At 73.4% G+C, this 17,342-nt stretch carries 13 protein-coding genes; all 13 read left to right on the top strand.

Annotation, left to right across the window (positions count from 1 at the left end):
* The first annotated feature begins 9 nt into the window (after nucleotides 1-9).
* Nucleotides 10-1,509 carry a sensor histidine kinase gene (locus ACLWS4_RS32800; protein ID WP_117488840.1) on the top strand — a complete coding sequence of 500 codons (1,500 nt, stop codon included), beginning with the start codon at nucleotides 10-12 and terminating at the stop codon, nucleotides 1,507-1,509.
* Between the two features lie 260 nt (nucleotides 1,510-1,769).
* Nucleotides 1,770-2,669 (top strand): LAETG motif-containing sortase-dependent surface protein, encoded by a 900-nt coding sequence (locus tag ACLWS4_RS32795; RefSeq protein WP_416876039.1) that lies wholly within the window; start codon nucleotides 1,770-1,772, stop codon nucleotides 2,667-2,669.
* 225 nt (nucleotides 2,670-2,894) lie between these two features.
* Entirely contained in the window at nucleotides 2,895-3,161 is a 267-nt protein-coding gene (locus ACLWS4_RS32790) for a hypothetical protein (protein ID WP_416876038.1), read from the top strand.
* The gene (locus ACLWS4_RS32785; protein WP_416876037.1) at nucleotides 3,154-4,515 is read left to right on the top strand and encodes an oxygenase MpaB family protein; all 1,362 of its coding nucleotides are present in this window, start codon (nucleotides 3,154-3,156) and stop codon (nucleotides 4,513-4,515) included. The genes ACLWS4_RS32790 and ACLWS4_RS32785 overlap by 8 nt, the downstream gene beginning before the upstream one ends.
* 372 nt (nucleotides 4,516-4,887) lie before the next feature.
* Nucleotides 4,888-6,432 carry a cytochrome ubiquinol oxidase subunit I gene (locus ACLWS4_RS32780; protein WP_049651270.1) on the top strand — a complete coding sequence of 515 codons (1,545 nt, stop codon included), beginning with the start codon at nucleotides 4,888-4,890 and terminating at the stop codon, nucleotides 6,430-6,432.
* 33 nt (nucleotides 6,433-6,465) lie between these two features.
* Nucleotides 6,466-7,491, top strand: a complete 1,026-nt coding sequence (gene cydB, locus ACLWS4_RS32775) for a cytochrome d ubiquinol oxidase subunit II (protein WP_416876036.1) — start codon at nucleotides 6,466-6,468, stop codon at nucleotides 7,489-7,491.
* Nucleotides 7,492-7,495: 4 nt separating this feature from the next.
* Complete coding sequence (gene cydD, locus ACLWS4_RS32770) at nucleotides 7,496-11,014, top strand: thiol reductant ABC exporter subunit CydD (protein ID WP_416876035.1); 3,519 nt, start codon at nucleotides 7,496-7,498, stop codon at nucleotides 11,012-11,014.
* A 46-nt stretch (nucleotides 11,015-11,060) separates the two neighbouring features.
* Nucleotides 11,061-12,983: a GAF domain-containing sensor histidine kinase gene (locus tag ACLWS4_RS32765; protein ID WP_416876034.1), complete on the top strand. Its 1,923-nt coding sequence runs from the start codon at nucleotides 11,061-11,063 to the stop codon at nucleotides 12,981-12,983.
* Between the two features lie 168 nt (nucleotides 12,984-13,151).
* Nucleotides 13,152-13,565, top strand: a complete 414-nt coding sequence (locus ACLWS4_RS32760; protein WP_074002007.1) for a DUF1508 domain-containing protein — start codon at nucleotides 13,152-13,154, stop codon at nucleotides 13,563-13,565.
* Complete coding sequence (locus tag ACLWS4_RS32755) at nucleotides 13,555-13,959, top strand: hypothetical protein (protein ID WP_049655595.1); 405 nt, start codon at nucleotides 13,555-13,557, stop codon at nucleotides 13,957-13,959. The genes ACLWS4_RS32760 and ACLWS4_RS32755 overlap by 11 nt, the downstream gene beginning before the upstream one ends.
* Nucleotides 13,960-14,410: 451 nt before the next feature.
* Complete coding sequence (locus ACLWS4_RS32750; RefSeq protein WP_387828162.1) at nucleotides 14,411-15,442, top strand: PstS family phosphate ABC transporter substrate-binding protein; 1,032 nt, start codon at nucleotides 14,411-14,413, stop codon at nucleotides 15,440-15,442.
* 88 nt (nucleotides 15,443-15,530) lie between these two features.
* Nucleotides 15,531-16,571: a PstS family phosphate ABC transporter substrate-binding protein gene (locus ACLWS4_RS32745; protein WP_387828164.1), complete on the top strand. Its 1,041-nt coding sequence runs from the start codon at nucleotides 15,531-15,533 to the stop codon at nucleotides 16,569-16,571.
* A 56-nt stretch (nucleotides 16,572-16,627) separates the two neighbouring features.
* Nucleotides 16,628-17,221, top strand: coding sequence for a hypothetical protein (locus tag ACLWS4_RS32740; RefSeq protein WP_416876033.1), 594 nt, complete (start codon nucleotides 16,628-16,630; stop codon nucleotides 17,219-17,221).
* Nucleotides 17,222-17,342 lie beyond the last annotated feature (121 nt).

Here is a 17,342-nt window from a genome sequence, read left to right as displayed (position 1 = left end):
GACCCGCTCGTGCCCGCCCGCTTCTCCTCCCGGCTGTCGCTGCGCGCCCGGCTGCTGGTGCTCGTGTTCGCGCTGGTCGCCACCGGGCTCGCGGTCAGCGACACCTTCGTGCTCGGCGCCGTACGGACCCAGCTGGTGGAGCAGCTGGACGAACAGCTCCAGCGGTACGGGCTGCCGCTCTCCCGCAAGCCCCCGAGCCAGGTGGTCGCGCCGGCCGCCGGGAAGCCCCTGGTCGCCGGGCGGCGGGTCAGCCTGCCCAGCCAGTACCTGGTGCAGTACCTCTCCTCGGACGGCAAGGTCCAGGCGCTGATGCGCCAGCCCGTCTCGGACAGCGACCCGGCGCCCCAGCTGGCCGGACTGGACCCGACCCGGACCGCCCCCGACGTCCCCTTCGACCTGCCCGACCAGCGCGGCCGGCACAGCTGGCGGGTGCTGGTGCTGCCGCTCCAGGCCCCCCGCGGGCAGGCCGCCAACCCCAGCGCGTACGCCTCGCCGGCGGTCACCCCGACCTACGTCATGGTGGCGGTCTCCCGCGAGGACATCGACGCCACCATCGGCAGGCTGAGCACCTCCTTCCTGGCCATCGGCGGCGGCGTACTGGTACTGATCGCCGCGCTCGGCTTCTTCGCGGTGCGGGCCGGGCTGCGGCCGCTGCGCCGGATCGAGGCGGGCGCCGAGCGGATCGCGGCCGGCGAGCTGTCGCACCGGATGCCGGAGCTCTCCCCGGGCACCGAGGTCGGCCGGCTGTCGATCGCGCTCAACGGGATGCTCACCCAGATCGAGGCGGCCTTCGCGGCCCGCGCCGAGTCCGAGGCCCGGATGCGGCGCTTCGTCGCGGACGCCTCGCACGAGCTGCGCACCCCGCTGGCCGGCATCCGCGGCTTCGCCGAGCTGTACCGGATGGGCGCGCTGCCCACCGAGGCCGACGTCAAGCGGACCATGACCCGGATCGAGAGCGAGGCCGACCGGATGGGCGCCCTGGTCGAGGACCTGCTGGTGCTCGCCCGGCTGGACGAGGAGCGCCCGCTCGACCTCGCCCCGATGGACCTGCGCACCCTCGCCGCCGACGCGCTGCACGACCTCACCGCCCTCGACCCGAGCCGCCCGGTCGCGCTCACCGGCCCGGCCGGCACCGGCGCGCCCGGCGCGGCGCCCGTCCTCGGCGACGAGGCGCGGCTGCGGCAGGTGGTCACCAACCTGGTCGGCAACGCGGTCAAGCACACCCCGGCCGGCACCCCGGTCCGGATCGGGGTGGGCGCCGGCCCCGGCGGCGTCTGCCTGCTGGAGGTCGCCGACTCCGGCCCGGGCCTCACCGAGGAGCAGGCCCAGCGGGTCTTCGACCGGTTCTTCCGGGTCGACGCCTCCCGCAGCCGCGACAACGGCGGCGGCGCCGGCCTCGGCCTCGCCATCGCCACCGCCCTCACCCGCGCCCACGGCGGCACCCTCACCCTGCACACCGCCCCGGGCGAGGGCGCCACCTTCCGCGTCGAACTCCCCCGGCAGCGCTGACCGGATTCCCGCGGGGCCGAATGCCGCGAATTCGGCCCCGCCGACCCGAATGCCACGAATTCGGGCGTTCGGGGCGCGCTTTTGCCCCGGCTTTGTCGACTCGTCAATTCCCCGGCGAACCCGGAAGGTTGGACGCCCGGTCATTGCCGGAATCCGGCATGGAGCGTTAAGAATGCGTGTGCCTATGATCGGCGTCGTCCGGCCGTGAGGAACCCTCCGGTTGTGACTCTTGCTTTCCTTTCGACCCGAAAGGGGTCATCGTGAACCTCCGCCGTTCGCTGGTCTCGGCCGTCCTCGTCGCCGCCGTCGTCTCGCCCGCCGCCGTGCTCTCCGCCGCGCCCGCCTTCGCGGAGTCGGCGTCGGTGACGCAGACCCGGAGCGACAGCGGCTCGATCGCCGAGCTGGAGCAGGCCGCCGCGGCCGCGGCCAAGGCCCACACGGCGGCCGTCGCGAACGAGGCCGAGGTCACGGCCGAGGCCACCGCGTTCCTGAAGGACCCGCAGCCCTACCAGGGCAGGCTCCAGGAGGCGCGGGCCGCCGCCAAGCAGGCCGCCGCGACCAGGGAGACCACCGACAAGGAGGCCGAGGAGGCCGCCCGGGCGTACGGCACCGCCAAGGAGGAGGACCTCCCCAAGGCCAGGGAGCGGATGCTGAAGGCGTTCGAGGCCGCCAACGCCGCCACCGCCGCGGACGAGAAGGCCAAGGCCGCCGTGACCGCCGCGGGCAAGGCCCTGGACGACGCCAAGGTCGAGGCGTTCCGGCGGATCTCCACGGCCCAGGAGGCCACCAAGGCCGCGGCCGCCACCAAGGCCGCCGCGGACAAGGCGCTCGCCGACGCCCGGGCCGCCGCCGCGAAGCCGGTCGAGAAGCCCGTCGAGAAGCCGGCCGAGCAGCCTGCCGCCGGCACCCCGGCCTCGGACACCGCCGCGACCAAGGCGTCCACCGCGACCAGGGCCACCACCGCCTCGAACAGGTCGACCACCTCGACCAGCACCGCGACCGCCACGCAGGCCGCCACCACCGGCTCGGCCACCGAACTCGCCGACACCGGTCCCAACCCCGCCACCCCGTACCTCGCCCTGGGCTCCGGCCTCACCCTCGGCCTCGGCGCCGCCGCCCTCTACGTCTCCCGCCGCAAGCCGGCCCGCTCGGCTTCCTGACCCACCAGGTCCGCGCCCGCCCGAAAGGCGGGCGCGACCACCCCCGAACCGCAGGACAGGCCCCGGCCCGTCCTGCGGTTCCGGCGTTCCCGGCCCCGAAACTCCTCGATCGAGTGAACCCGTTGCCGTTCACCCGGCCGACCCTCAGGTCGCGTGCGACCGTGCTGCCGTTGCTCGCGCGGGCTCGCGCGGGCTGATCACTGGACGGGAAATTGGGGTGTTCCGATGAGCGCGGTTGCTGTTGAGGAGACCGGCGTGGACCTGGACCAGGCGCTGTGGGAGATGTGGAAGTCCATGGACGTCCCCCAGGGCTACCGCGTGGAGATCATCGAGGGGTTCGACGCCGTCACCGTCCTCACCGGCCCCGACCCCGAGCGCCGTGCCTACGCGACCTCGATCCGGGTCCCGTACGGCAAGGAGGCCGTGATCCCCGAGGGCCCCGCCAAGGGCTTCGTGATCGGTCCCGAGATCACCGGTGAGCGCCGTGGCTGAACGCGGCGCGTCGTTCAGGCGGGACCTGTCGGAGTGGCGGATCGTGCTGGTCGCGTGGCGGCTGCTGGTGCTGCAGGCGGCGGATCCGGTGGTGGCGGCGGGGATGGCGGAGCACTCGACGTACCGGGCGCACCCGTGGCGGCGGGTGGAGCACACGCTGGGCAGCGGGCGACGGCTGTTCTACCAGGACGCGGACGCGCTGCGCCGGGAGGTCGCGCGGCTGGAGCGGGCGCACAAACGGATCCGGGGGACGGGGCCGGACGGGCGGCCGTACGACGCCGGGGACGCGGCGACCAGGGCGTGGGTGCTGCTGACGCTCTTCGAGGGCGTGGTCGCGATGCGCCGGTTGGGCGGGGACCGGTACGACGCGGGGGAGTTGGCGCAGGCGTACGCGGAGTTCCGGGAGGCGGTCGCCGTCTTCGACCTCCCGAAGGGCGAGATCCCGGAGACCGTGGGGGAGTTGCCGGCCTACTTCGCCCGGTACGCGCGGGAGCGGCTGGAGCACACCGAGGCGGCGCGCCACCTGTTGGACGACCTGCTGCGCGAGGCGCCCGCGCCGCGCCGGCTCCGGTTCCTCGGCGACGCGGGCTGGCGGGTGGTGCGGGTGGTGGTCGCCCGGGCGATCCGCGAGCTGACGGTGGCGGACCTGCCGCCGGCGGTGCGGGAGCGGTTCGGGCTGGTCCGGACCCGGCGGGCCGCGCTGCTGTCCGCCGTGCTGCACCGCGGTGCCGGTGCGGTCGTCCCGCTCCTCCCGGACCGGCTGCGCTACCGCTCCCCGGAGGAGCACCGGACGCCGAAGCGCCACCGCCCGCACCGGGACGGCCGGGGGCCCAGGCTGGACCGCTTCTTCCACGAGGTGCTCGACCAGACCGGCGACGGCTTCATCACCGCGCACGACCTGCGGGCGATGGCGCACAACGTGTGCTGGCAGCTGGAGTTGGACGAGGCGGGCGAGGCCCGGGTGTACGAGGCCTTCGACAGCTGGTGGGAGCAGCTGCGCGCGGTGATGGACGCGAACGGGGACGGGAGGGTCAGCCGGGAGGAGTTCGTGGCGGCGACCCTGGCCGGCCTGGACCGGGACGAGGCCTACCTGGAGCGGGGGCTGCTGCCCGCGCTGCGGGCGGTGTTCACCGCGGCCGACACCGACGGCAGCGGCTTCCTGGAGTTCGACGAGTACCGCGCGGTGTTCGGCGGGCCGCGCGTGCACCCGGCCGAGCTGTCGCACGGTTTCCGCCGGCTGGACGCCGACGGGGACGGGCGGATCACCCGGGAGGAGTTCCTGGCCGGATTCACCGGGTTCTTCACGGCCCGCGCCGATTCCGTCCCGGGCACCGAGCTGCTCGGCCGCCCGTAGGACATGGCCCGTAGAGGCGAGTCCGAAGACAGCCCCTAGCACGCGGATCCCGTCGGGGCGACCGGGTCGCGGGCCTGTCAAGCGCCGGTTCGGCCAACAACTTCCGGCCATCCGCCCGGTCGTTCGTTGCCCCGGCCCGCGGTGGGTCCGCAGACTGTGCGGACCGCGCCGCGGCCCGTGACGCAGCGCACAGCCTGTCAATCCCACCCCACCTGCGGTTCCCCCGTAAGGATGGTGGATACTGCTCCTTGTGAACGTGTTCACGTTCACAAGCGGACAAGCTTGCGTGGTTGAGCAACGGTCTACGGCTATAGATGAAGTTTGTCCGGAAGATGCCCGTCGTCACGCGGGCAGGTTGGGAGAGAGGGCGACGTGGAACTGGCAATCGCTCACGAAACCATCGCGCGATGGCAATTCGGCATCACCACCGTCTACCACTTCCTCTTCGTCCCGCTCACGATCAGCCTGGCCGCGATCGTGGCCGGTCTGGAGACCGCCTGGGTGCGGACGAACAAGGAGAAGTACTTCCACGCCACCAAGTTCTGGGGAAAGCTCTTCCTCATCAACATCGCGATGGGCGTGGTCACCGGCATCGTCCAGGAGTTCCAGTTCGGCATGAACTGGTCCGACTACTCCCGCTTCGTCGGCGACGTCTTCGGCGCCCCGCTCGCGATGGAGGCGCTGATCGCCTTCTTCTTCGAGTCGACCTTCATCGGCCTGTGGATCTTCGGCTGGGACAAGCTGCCGAGGAAGATCCACTGCGCCTGCATGTGGATGGTGGCGCTGGGCACCGTGCTCTCGGGCTACTTCATCCTGGCCGCCAACTCCTGGATGCAGCACCCGGTCGGCTACGCGATCGACCCGGTCACCGGCAAGGCCCAGCTGACGGACGTCGTCCGGGTGCTGTTCCAGAACACCACCCTGGTGGTCGTCTTCCACACCCTGACCGCCGCCTTCCTCACCGGTGCGGCCTTCGTCGTCGGCATCGCCTCCTTCCACCTCTGGAAGGCCAAGCGCAAGCCCGAGACCGCCGACCCGAAGAAGACCGCCGCGATGCGCACCTCGCTGCGGCTCGGCCTGGTGCTCGCGGTCGTCTTCGGCGCCGGCACCGCGCTCAGCGGCGACACCCTGGGCAAGGTCATGTTCGAGCAGCAGCCGATGAAGATGGCCGCCGCCGAGGCGCTGTGGGAGACCCAGGCGCCGGCGCCGTTCTCGGTCTTCGCGGTCGGGGACGTCAGCAAGGGCCACAACTCGGTCGCCCTGGAGATCCCCGGGATACTCTCCTTCCTCGCCCACAGCGACTTCAGCTCGTCCGTCCCCGGCATCAACGACACCGCCGCCGCCGAGGCCGCCCAGCACGGCGGCGACCCCAAGGACTACATCCCGAGCATCTTCGTCACCTACTGGGGCTTCCGCCTCATGATCGGCTTCGGGATGACCTCCTTCCTGGCCGGCCTGATCGGCCTGTGGACCACCCGGAAGAAGCTCTTCCTGCACCCCGAGTTCCGCACCGGCGAGACCGAGGTGCCCCGGCTGATGCTCACCCCCAGGCGCGAGCTGGGGCCGCAGCTGACCAAGTGGAGCTGGCGGATCGGCATCCTGACCATGGGCTTCCCGCTGATCGCCAACAGCTTCGGCTGGATCTTCACCGAGATGGGCCGTCAGCCCTGGGCCGTCTTCGGCCTGATGACCACGGCCAGCGCGGTCTCCCCCAACGTCAGCGTCGGCACCCAGATCGGCGCGCTGGCCACCTTCACCACGCTGTACGCGATCCTCGCCGTCATCGAGGTCCGGCTGCTGGTCAAGTACGCCAAGGCCGGCCCGGTGGTGACCGAGCAGCCGCCCACCAAGGACCCGTCGTTGCGCGGACCGTCCTCGGACGAGGACGCCGACAAGCCGCTCGCCTTCGCCTACTGAGGCGCCGGGACACCGGGGAACTGAGGATCTGACATGCAACTCCACGACGTCTGGTTCGTGCTGATCGCGGTCCTGTGGATCGGCTACTTCTTCCTGGAGGGCTTCGACTTCGGGATCGGCGTGCTGACCAAGCCGCTGGCCCGCAACACCGCCGAGCGGCGGGTGCTGATCAACACCATCGGCCCGGTCTGGGACGGCAACGAGGTCTGGCTGCTGACCGCCGGCGGCGCCACCTTCGCGGCCTTCCCGGACTGGTACGCGACGCTCTTCAGCGGCTTCTACATCCCGCTGCTGGTCATCCTGGTCTGCCTGATCGTCCGCGGGGTGGCCTTCGAGTACCGGGCCAAGAACGACGGCGCCCGCTGGCAGCGGAACTGGGAGGAGGCCATCTTCTGGACCTCCCTCCTCCCGGCCTTCCTCTGGGGCGTGGCCTTCGCCAACATCGTGCGCGGCGTGGACATCGACGCGCAGAAGAACTACGTCGGCACCCTCTGGGACCTGCTGAACCCGTACGCGCTGCTCGGCGGCCTGGTGACGCTCGCCCTGTTCACCCTGCACGGCTCGGTGTTCGCCGCGCTCAAGACGGTCGGCGAGATCCGCGAGCGGGCCCGCAGGTCCGCCCTGCTCTCCGGCCTGGCGACCGCCGTGCTGGCGCTGGCCTTCCTGACCTGGACCCAGGTCGACCACGGCAACGGCCGCAGCCTCGCCGCGATGATCGTCGCGGTGGTCGCCCTGCTCGGCGCCCTGGCGGCCAACCAGCTCGGCCGCGAGGGATGGGCGTTCAGCCTCTCCGGGGCGACCATCGTGGCCGCGGTCGCGATGCTCTTCCTGGCGCTCTTCCCGGACGTCATGCCTTCCACCCTGAACCCGGAGTGGAGCCTGACCGTCAGCAACGCCGCCTCCTCGCCGTACACGCTGAAGGTGATGACCGTCGTGGCGGCGATCTTCACCCCGCTGGTGCTGCTCTACCAGGGCTGGACCTACTGGGTGTTCCGCAAGCGGATCGGCGTCCAGCACATCCCCGGGCACAACCCGGCCGCCCCGCTCGACCAGGCCTGACGCCGTGAAGCCGGTCGACCCCCGACTCCTCGGGTACGCCCGCACCACCAGGGCCTTCCTCGCCGGATCCGTGCTGCTCGGCGCGGTCGGCGCGGCCCTGGTGGTCGCCCAGGCGAGTCTGATCGCCGAGATCGTCGTCCGCGCCTTCCAGCGCGGGGCGACGCTCGGCGAGCTGACCACGCCGCTGCTGCTGCTCGCCCTGACCGCGGTCGGGCGCGGGCTGGTCGGCTGGCTCACCGAACTCACCGCCCACCGGTCCGTCGCCCGGGTGAAGTCCACCCTGCGGCGCCGGCTGCTCGACCACGCCACCGCGCTCGGCCCGTCCTACCTGGCGGGCCGGCGCACCGGCGAACTCACCACCCTCGCCACCCGCGGCGTCGACGCCCTGGACGACTACTTCGCCCGCTACCTGCCGCAGCTGGCGCTGGCCGTGGTCGTCCCGGTGATCGTGCTGCTGCGGATCGTCGGCGCCGACTTCACCTCGGCCGCGGTCATCGCCGGGACGCTGCCGCTGATCCCGCTGTTCATGGTGCTGATCGGGATGGCCACCCAGTCCCGGATGGACCGGCAGTGGAACACCCTGTCCCGGCTCTCCCACCACTTCCTCGACGTGGTCGCCGGACTGCCCACCCTCAAGGTGTTCAACCGGGCCCGCACCCAGGCCGCCACCATCGCCCGGATCACCGCCGACTACCGCCGGGCCACCCTGCGCACCCTGCGGATCGCCTTCGTCTCCTCCTTCACCCTGGAGCTGCTCTCCACCCTGTCCGTCGCGCTGGTCGCCGTCACCGTCGGCTTCCGGCTGGTGGACGGCACGCTCGACCTGGAGACCGGGCTGCTGATCCTGGTGCTCGCCCCCGAGGTGTACTTCCCGATCCGCCAGGTCGGCGCGCTCTACCACTCCAGCGTCGAGGGGCTGACCGCCGCCGACGAGCTGTTCCGGGTGCTGGAGACCCCGCTGCCCGCCGCCGGCACCACCCCGGCACCCGACCTCGCGAGCGCCGTGATCGCCGCCGAGGGCCTGGTCGTCCGGCACCCCGGGCGCACCGAGCCCGCGCTGGACGGCGCCGCGCTGACCCTGCGCCCGGGCTCCAGCACGGCGCTCACCGGCCCCAGCGGCGCCGGCAAGTCCACCCTGCTGGCCGTGCTGCTCGGCCTCACCGCCCCGTCGTCGGGCACCGTCCGGATCACCGCCGCCGACGGCCGTACGACGTACGACCTGGCCGAGCTGGAGCCGGAGAGCTGGCGGCGGCAGATCGCCTGGGTGCCGCAGCACCCGCACCTGTTCGCCGGGACGGTCGCCGAGAACCTGCGGCTCTACCGGCCGGAGGCCACCGACGAGCAGCTGTGGACGGCGCTGCGGGCCGCGCACGCGCTCGACTTCGTGACCGACCTGGCCGCCGTCCTGGGGGAGGACGGCGCCGGGCTCTCCGCCGGGCAGCGCCAGCGCCTCGCCCTCGCCCGGGTGCTGCTCGCCGAGGACCGGCCGCTGGTGCTGCTGGACGAGCCGACCGCCAACCTGGACGGCGCCTCCGAGGCGGCCGTGGTGGACGCCGTCCGGGCGCTCGCCGCCGACCCGGCGCGCACCGTGCTGGTGGTCGCGCACCGGCCCGCCCTGCTGGCCGTCGCCGACCGGCGGGTACGGCTGGCGGGAGCCCCGGCGGCCGCCGCCCCGGCCGCCCCGGTGGCGCCGCTCGCCCACAGCGGCCGCCCCACGCCCGCCCCCGCCGTCGCCGAGGAGCCCCGGCCCGAGGGCGGCGGCACCCCCCGGCTGGCGCTCTCGATCCTGCTCGGCGCGCTCGCCCTCGGCTGCGCCGTCGCGCTGATGGCCACCTCCGGCTACCTGATCTCCCGGGCCTCCGAGATGCCGCCGGTGCTCTACCTGATGATGGCCGTCACCTCGGTACGGGCCTTCGGCATCGGCCGCAGCGTCTTCCGCTACGCCGAGCGGCTGGTCTCGCACGACGCGGTGCTGCGCACCCTCGGCACCCTGCGGGCCGCCGTCTACCGGCGGCTGAGCGCGCTCGCCCCGGCCGGACTGCCCGCCTTCCGGCGCGGCGACCTGCTCTCCCGGCTGGTCGCCGACGTGGACGCCGTCCAGGACCACTACCTGCGCTGGCGGCTGCCGGCCGCGGTGGCCGGCCTGGTCGCGCTGGCCTCGACCGCGGCGATGGCCGCCTTCCTGCCGGCCGCCGGGCTGGTGCTCGGCCTCGGACTGCTGCTCGCGGGCGGGCTGGTGCCCGCCCTGGCCGCCCGCTGGTCGGCCGGCGCCGAGCGGCGCCAGGCCCCGGCGCGCGGGCGCCTGGCCACCGCCGTGGTGGACGCCTTCACCGGCACCGCCGAGCTCACCGTGGCCGGCGCGCTGCCCGGCCGGCTGGCCGCCGTCCGTAGCGCCGACGCCGCGCTGACCGGGCTGGCCGCCCGCTCGGCCGCCACCACGGCGCTCGGCACCGGGCTGATCGCCCTGCTCACCGGGCTGACCGTGACCGCCGCGGCCGCCGTCGGCGTCCAGGGGGTGCGCGACGGGGTGCTGGCGCCGGTCTGCCTGGCCGTGGTGGTGCTGACCCCGCTGGCCGCCTTCGAGGCCGTCACCGGGATGCCGCTCGCCGTCCAGGCCCGCCAGCGCAGCCGCGCCGCGCAGGCCCGGCTGGACGAGGTGCTCTCCGCCGAACCCCCGGTCGCCGAGCCCGCCGAACCGGTGGCACTGCCCGAGCGGCCGCTGCCCGTCGCGGTGCGCGGGCTGACCGTACGGCACCCCGGGCAGACGGTGGACGCGCTCGCCGGGGTGGACCTCGACCTCGCGGCCGGCCGCCGGATCGCCGTGGTCGGCCCGTCCGGCTCCGGCAAGACCACCCTCGCCCAGGCGCTGCTGCGCTTCCTGGAGCCGAGCGCCGGGACGGTGCGGTTCGCCGACGGCCGCCCCGAGGCCGTGGACAGCCGCGCGCTGGCGGGCGAGTCCGTCCGCCGGGTGATCGGGCTCTGCGCCCAGGACGCCCACGTCTTCGACAGCTCGCTGCGGGAGAACCTGCGGCTGGCCCGGCCGGCGGCGGGGGAGGAGGAGCTGCGCGCCGCGCTGGGCGCCGCCCGGCTGCTGGAGTGGACCGAGGGCCTGCCGGACGGCCTGGACACCATGGTCGGCGAGCACGGCGCCCGGCTCTCCGGTGGCCAGCGCCGGCGGCTGGCGCTCGCCCGGGCGCTGCTCGCGGACTTCCCCGTGCTGGTCCTGGACGAGCCCGCCGAGCACCTCGACCTGCCCACCGCCGACGCCCTCACCGCCGACCTGCTGGCCGCCACCGCGGGCCGCACCACCGTGCTGATCACCCACCGGCTGGCCGGGCTGGACGACACCACGGTGGACGAGGTGCTGGTGCTGGACGGCGGACGGGTGGCCGAGCGGGGCCGCTGGTCGGAGCTGGTCGCCGACCCGGACGGGCGACTGCACGCGATGTGGCGGCGGGAGCGGGAGGCGGACGGGCTGCTGGAGCCGGTTCCGGCAGCCGCCGGCCGGGCCGTCACCCGTTAGTCGCGCCGTCCTTCGGCTGAAAAGCGTACAAACGTAGGCTTTCTTCATGGACCCCACGCCGGACCTCCCGCCCGACCCCGTTCCGGGCCTCCCGTCGGACCCCGTTCCGGGCCTTCCGTCGGACCCCGCTCCGGGCCTCCCGTCGGACCCCGCTCCGGGCCTCCCGTCGGACCTCCCCGGGGCCGCCGCCGAGCAGACGCCCCACCAGGTGCCGGAGATCGCCTCGCTCGGGCTGGACACCCTGGTCACCGAGGTCGCCGAGCGCCTGCAGTCGGCCGCCGCGGTCACCGACCGGATGCAGCGGCTGCTGGAGGCGGTGGTCTCGATCGGGGCCGGGCTGGACCTGCACGCCACCCTGCACCGGATCGCCGTGGGCGCCGCCGAACTGGTCGACGCCCGCTACGCGGCGCTCGGCGTGATCGCCCCCGGCGGCACCGGCCTGGCCGACTTCATCCACGTCGGGGTCGACGACGAGACCGCCGCCGAGATCGGCGAACTGCCCGCCGGCCGGGGCATCCTCGGCGCGCTCATCGACCGCCCCGAGCCGCTGCGGCTGGCCGACCTCCGCACCGACCCGCGCTCCTCCGGCTTCCCGCCGCACCACCCCTGCATGAGGACCTTCCTGGGCGTGCCGATCCGGGTCCGCGCGGAGGTGTTCGGCAACCTCTACCTCACCGAGAAGAAGGGCGGCGGCGCCTTCACCCCCGAGGACGAGCAGGTGGTGCACGCGCTCGCCGCGGCGGCCGGCGTGGCCATCGAGAACTCCCGGCTGTACGAGGAGGGCCGCCGCCGCGAACGCTGGATCGCCGGCGCCGCCGCCGTCGCCACGGCCCTGCTCTCCGCCGAGCAGGCCGAGAGCGCGCTGACCGTCGCCGCCGAGCAGGTACGGGAGCTGGCGGACGCCGCGCTCGGCATGATCCTGCTGCCGACCGGCCCGGAGGGCGGCGGCGAGGGCGACGGGCAGATGCGGGTCGCGCACGCCTCCGGCGAACTGGCCGAGTACGTCCGCGGCGAACTGCTGCCCAGGGAGAGCTTCGCGGCGCGGCTGCTCGCGGGGGAGAGCGTCTACCTGGACGACATGTCCAGCGACCCGACCGTGGTGATCCGGCTCGCCCGCCGCTTCGGCCCGTCCATGGCCGTGCCGATGGTCGCCGCCGGGCGGGTGCTCGGCGGGCTCTGCGTCTGGCGCCCGCACGGCGCGGTGCCGTTCACCGACAGCGAGAAGCAGCTCGCCGAGACCTTCGCCTCGCAGGCCGCGCTGGCCCTGCGGCTCGCCGAGGGCCAGCGCGACCAGCAGCGGCTGGCCGTCTTCCAGGACCGCGACCGGATCGCCCGCGACCTGCACGACCTGGTGATCCAACGGCTGTTCGCCACCGGGATGATGCTGGAGAGCGCCGCCCGGCGGGCCGTCGTCCCCGAGGTCAGGGTCGGCATCGGCAAGGCGGTGGACGAGCTGGACGCCACCATCCAGGAGGTCCGCACCACCATCTACGCCCTCCAGCACGACGACCACGGTGACGCGCCGGACACCCTGCGCACCCGGGTGCTGCGGGAGGCCAGCCAGGCCGCGGCCGCGCTCGGCTTCAAGCCCTCGGTGAGCTTCGTCGGGCCGGTGGAGAGCCTGGTCGGGGAGAAGACCGGCCGTCAACTGCTCGCCGCCCTGCGCGAGATGCTCTCCAACACGGCCCGGCACGCGCGCGCCTCCCGGGTCGGCGTGGAGATCGACGCGACCACCCACCTGGGCGAGGACGGCCGCCCGGTGGGCGGCGACCCGGACTCGCTGGACCGGGGCGGCCGGCCCGGCGTGCTGCTCACCGTGACCGACGACGGGGTGGGCATCCCGGCCGGCGGCCGGCGCAGCGGCCTGCTCAACCTCACCCGGCGCGCCGAGGCGCTCGGCGGCGACGCCTGGCACGAGAGCGGGCCGTACCGCAAGGGCACGATGGTGCGTTGGACGGCCCGGCTCTGAGGGTTCCGACCGGGACTACCACCAAGAACCGGTGAAAGTTAAACGAGAGAGAACTTCCCGACCAACAGCGCAAGTTGTGAACGTTCTGGGCTTTCGGGGGCTCCGTGTGCACACATAGCTTTGCTCCGCTCGGAGGGGAAACCGGAGGGCAACCGGACGGAGGGGGCAGTGAACGCTGCCGGCCGCGGTCACACCGCAGCAGGGGCAAGTCGAGGGGGTTTCCGCGCCGAACGGGCAGCGGACGGGCGCTACCGCTGGCAACTGAAGGCGTCCAACGGCCGGGTGGTCGCGATCACCCCGGCCGCGTTCGAGACGGCGGGCGAGGCCGAGCGGGGCTTCGACGGCCTGCGCGCCGCGGCGCCCGGGCTCACCGCGCGCATCACCCACGTGCGGGAGGGCATCGGCTGGATCTGGGTCGTCCCGGGCTCGCGCGCCCTCCCCGAGGTGCGCTCCAGCCGCGCGTACGAGCGGTACGCGACCTGCCAGAACGCCTTCCGGCGGTTCGTGGTGCTGCTCTCCAAGCAGCCTCCGCACGAACTCCCGGAGCCCGCCGTACCGTTGAGACGCACCGATGGCCGCTGAGCGACGCGGCCCGCGACTGCTGATCGTGCCGGCGGCCGACCGCTGCCTCGGCTGGGCACTGCGGGCCGCCAACGGGAGGCCGCTCGGGGTCGGCGTACGGACGTACCGCAGCGAGGACGAACTCGCCGAGGCCGTCCGGGTGCTGCTGATCGAACGGGCCGCGCTGCGGTGCTCGGTCGGGCAGTCCGAAGGACGTCAGTGGGTCTGGGCCGCCTACCTGCCGGTGCGCAGCACCCGGCCGGGGGCGGCCGACGCCGTCCCGGTCGCCCGCAGCGCCCGGGGATACCTGCGGCGGGACCAGTGCCAGGCGGGGATCGAGGGGTTCCTGGCCGGACTGCAGTGGGTGGGGCAGGAGTTGCGGCGATCGGGGCGGGACGGCCGCCGGCCGCTGTAGGAGACCGTGTGCGTGGCGGTCCGTCGAACGCGACGGACCGCCATGTCGGCATGTCCGGAGGCATGTCCGGGGCGTATCCCGGGCGTATCCGGAGCATGTCCGGGGGCGGGTCCGGAGGCGGCGGTTCCGTCCACGGCCCCCGTCCGTGCAGTTCCGGTGAAGGGCAGGTTTCCGGCAACACCCCGAGCAGCTTCCTGGAGAAGAACGTCGACCGGGTTCGGAGGGCCGGTAGTGCCCCTGTCACGTGCACGCTGACCAGTGGCTAAACCTCGTCGAACCGATGAGTCGACATTCCCCGGCCGGACCCGGCCTCCCTTCCGGCGGAACCTCCCCGCCGGACAGGATCGGCACTGCCGGCGAGGCCGCAGCGGACGCGGCCACACGGCCCCGAACTCCCGAACGGAGTACGGGTTTCACGCGATGTACGTCTCTCCCCCGGAGGAAGAGGAACATGCGTAAGACCGCTGCCAAGCTGCTCACCGTCGCCGCCCTGGCGACCTCCATCGCGACCGTCGCCGGCGGCACCGCCGTCGCCGACCCGGCCGCCGGCGTGACGCCGCGCGCCATCGACTTCGTGGGCACCGGCTCCGACACCACCCAGGCCGTCGTGAACCAGCTCGCCGCCGACTACAACGCGTCGCTGACCGACCCGAACGCCCCCCGCGTCTACAGCTGGGACGCGACCCCCATCAACACCACCATCACCCCCAAGGCCGGTTCCGCCGCGATCGCCCGCCCGAACGGCTCCGGCGCCGGCATCAAGGCGCTGACCACCTACACCAACACCACGGTGGACTTCGCCCGCTCCTCGCGTGGCCCGCAGGCGAGCGACCCGAGCAGCGACGACTTCGTCAGCCTGGCGAAGGACGCCGTCGCCTGGGCCGCCCCGGCCACCGGAAACGCCCCGGCGAACCTGAGCACCGCGAACCTGAAGGACATCTTCACCTGCGCGGTCACCAACTGGCACGACATCGACGCGTCGCTGCCGAACGCCACCATCAAGCCCTTCCTGCCGCAGACCGACTCCGGCACCCGCTCCTACTTCCTGACCACCATCGGTGGCGGCGTCGCGGTCACCCCCGGTGCCTGCGTCGTCAGCGGCACCCAGGAGAACCAGGGCAGCGACTCGGTCCTGGCCGACCCCAACGCGCTGGTCCCCTACTCCGTGGCCCACTACATCGGCCAGGTCTACTACGGCCAGGGCAGCGGCGCCGACGTCCAGGGCCCGCTGACCATCCGCAACGTCAACGGTGTCCTGCCGGTGGACACCGCGGCCAAGACGATCAGCACCGCCTTCGCGGCCACCCCGTACTCCCGCGTGGTCTACAACGTCTTCCGTGACAGCGAGTGGACCTCGAACGCCACCCTGCGCGCCATCTTCGGCAAGAACGGCTGGCTCTGCAACAACGGCGCCAACGACCTCAAGAGCTTCGGCTTCCTGCCGCTGCCGGCCTACGCCTGCGGCGCCGTCACCCACTCCTGATCCACCCCGCACCACACCGGCGGCCGCGGGGCCTGGCCCCGCGGCCGCCGGGCCACCCTCACCACGACCGGACGCCGGAGGCGGGCCGATGCGCAGGGCCATGACCAAGCTGGGCGGTGCCGCCGCGATCGCCGTCCTGGTGACGACCACCGCAGGCGGTACCGCGCTCGCCGACCCGGCGGCCGGTGTCACACCGCGTGCCGTCGACGTCGTGGGTGTCGGCGACGGGACCACCCAGATCCTGATGAACCGGATCGCGAGCGGCTACAACGCCTCGCTGACGGATCCGGCGACACCGAGGCTGTACAGCTGGGACACGCGTCCGAGCGGGACCATCACCACCAAGTCGGGTGCCACGACGATGGCCCGGCCCGCGGACCAGCACGCCGGCATGGTCGCGCTGAACGGCCGCACCGGCACCACTGTGGACTTCGCCCGCGCGTCACGCGGCCCGCAGCAGGACGACCTCTCGACGGACGACTTCGTGGCCATCGCCTGGGACGCCGTCGCCTGGGCCGCCCCGGCCACCGGAAACGCCCCGGCGAACCTGAGCACCGGGAACCTGAAGGACATCTACACCTGCGCGGTCACCACCTGGAACCAGATCGACCCGGCGCTGCCGAACGCCACCATCAAGGCCTACCTTCCCCCGTCCGGGACAGGTCTGAGGGCGCACTTCCTGCTCACGATCGGTCGCGGCTACGCGGTCACCCCCGGTGCCTGCGTCACCAGCGGCATCCGGGAGAACCAGGGCAGCGACCCGCTCCTGGCCGACCCCGACGCGTTGATCCCCTACTCGACGGGCTACTACATCGGCCAGGCGTACCAGGGACAGGGCGGTGGTGAGGACGTGCCGGGTGCCCTGACCCTGAGGTCCGTCGACGGCATCGCGCCCATCGACCCGCAGACCAGGACGATCTCGGCCTCCGCCGTCACGGCGCCGTACGGGGTCGTGCTGTCGAACGTCCTGCGCGACGCGGAGCTGTACGCCGACAACACCCGTGGTGCCGCGCTGCGCGGCATCTTCGGCCGCGGTGGCTGGATCTGCCGCAACGGCGCGGACGCCATCAGGAAGTCCGGCTTCGTCCCGTTGCCGCAGATCGCCTGCGGCTCCGTCACCCATTCCTGAGCCCCGCCGAACCGCACCACCCGCACATCACCTCTCCCTCTCCCAAGGAGTCCAGCATGTCCCGCATCAGCGCCCGCCTGGCCGCGACCGGCGCCGCCGTCGTCCTCTCCCTGACCGCCGTGAGCGGCGTCGCCGTCGCCGACACGGCCACCACCCCGGCCGCCGGCCAGGCCGTGATCACCACCGACGTCAACTTCCTGACGAACGCCGCGCTCAACGGCATCGTGATCATCCCGCTGCAGCCCGCGGACCCGGCGTACGACCAGACGGCGGGCCTCACCGTGACGCTTCCGGTGACCGGCGGCGCCGCGAACATCCCGAACTTCTACGGCGACGTGCAGTTCGGCGGCGGCCTGCTCTTCCTGAACCTCAAGACCGGCAAGAGCGTGGCCTTCAAGCAGCTCGACTTCTCGGCCGACAACGGCTACTTCACCGGTGTCCCGAACGGCTCGACCACGCCGGTCCCGCTGCTCGACCCGTCCGGCGACAACGTGATCACCCGCAGCGGCCTCACCCAGAACCTGACCTCCTCCAGCTTCGAGGTGGACGCGGCCGGCGCGCAGTACCTCGACACCAAGCTGGGCACCGGCTACTTCACCGCCGGCCAGAAGATCGGCAAGCTCGCGCTGTCCTACACCCCGGCGCACTGAACCACCCGGTACCGCTCGCCCGGTACTGAACCGCAGGTCGGCGGGGCCCCCCCCCCGCGCGCGCCCCCCCCGGGCGGGGTTGGCACAACACCGGACGGGGGGGCGGCGGGTGGGGGGAGGA

It is taken from the genome of Kitasatospora sp. SC0581 (genome assembly GCF_048159585.1).
In the GTDB taxonomy this organism is placed as follows: Bacteria; Actinomycetota; Actinomycetes; order Streptomycetales; family Streptomycetaceae; genus Kitasatospora.
This window is presented reverse-complemented; position numbering and strand designations above follow the sequence as displayed.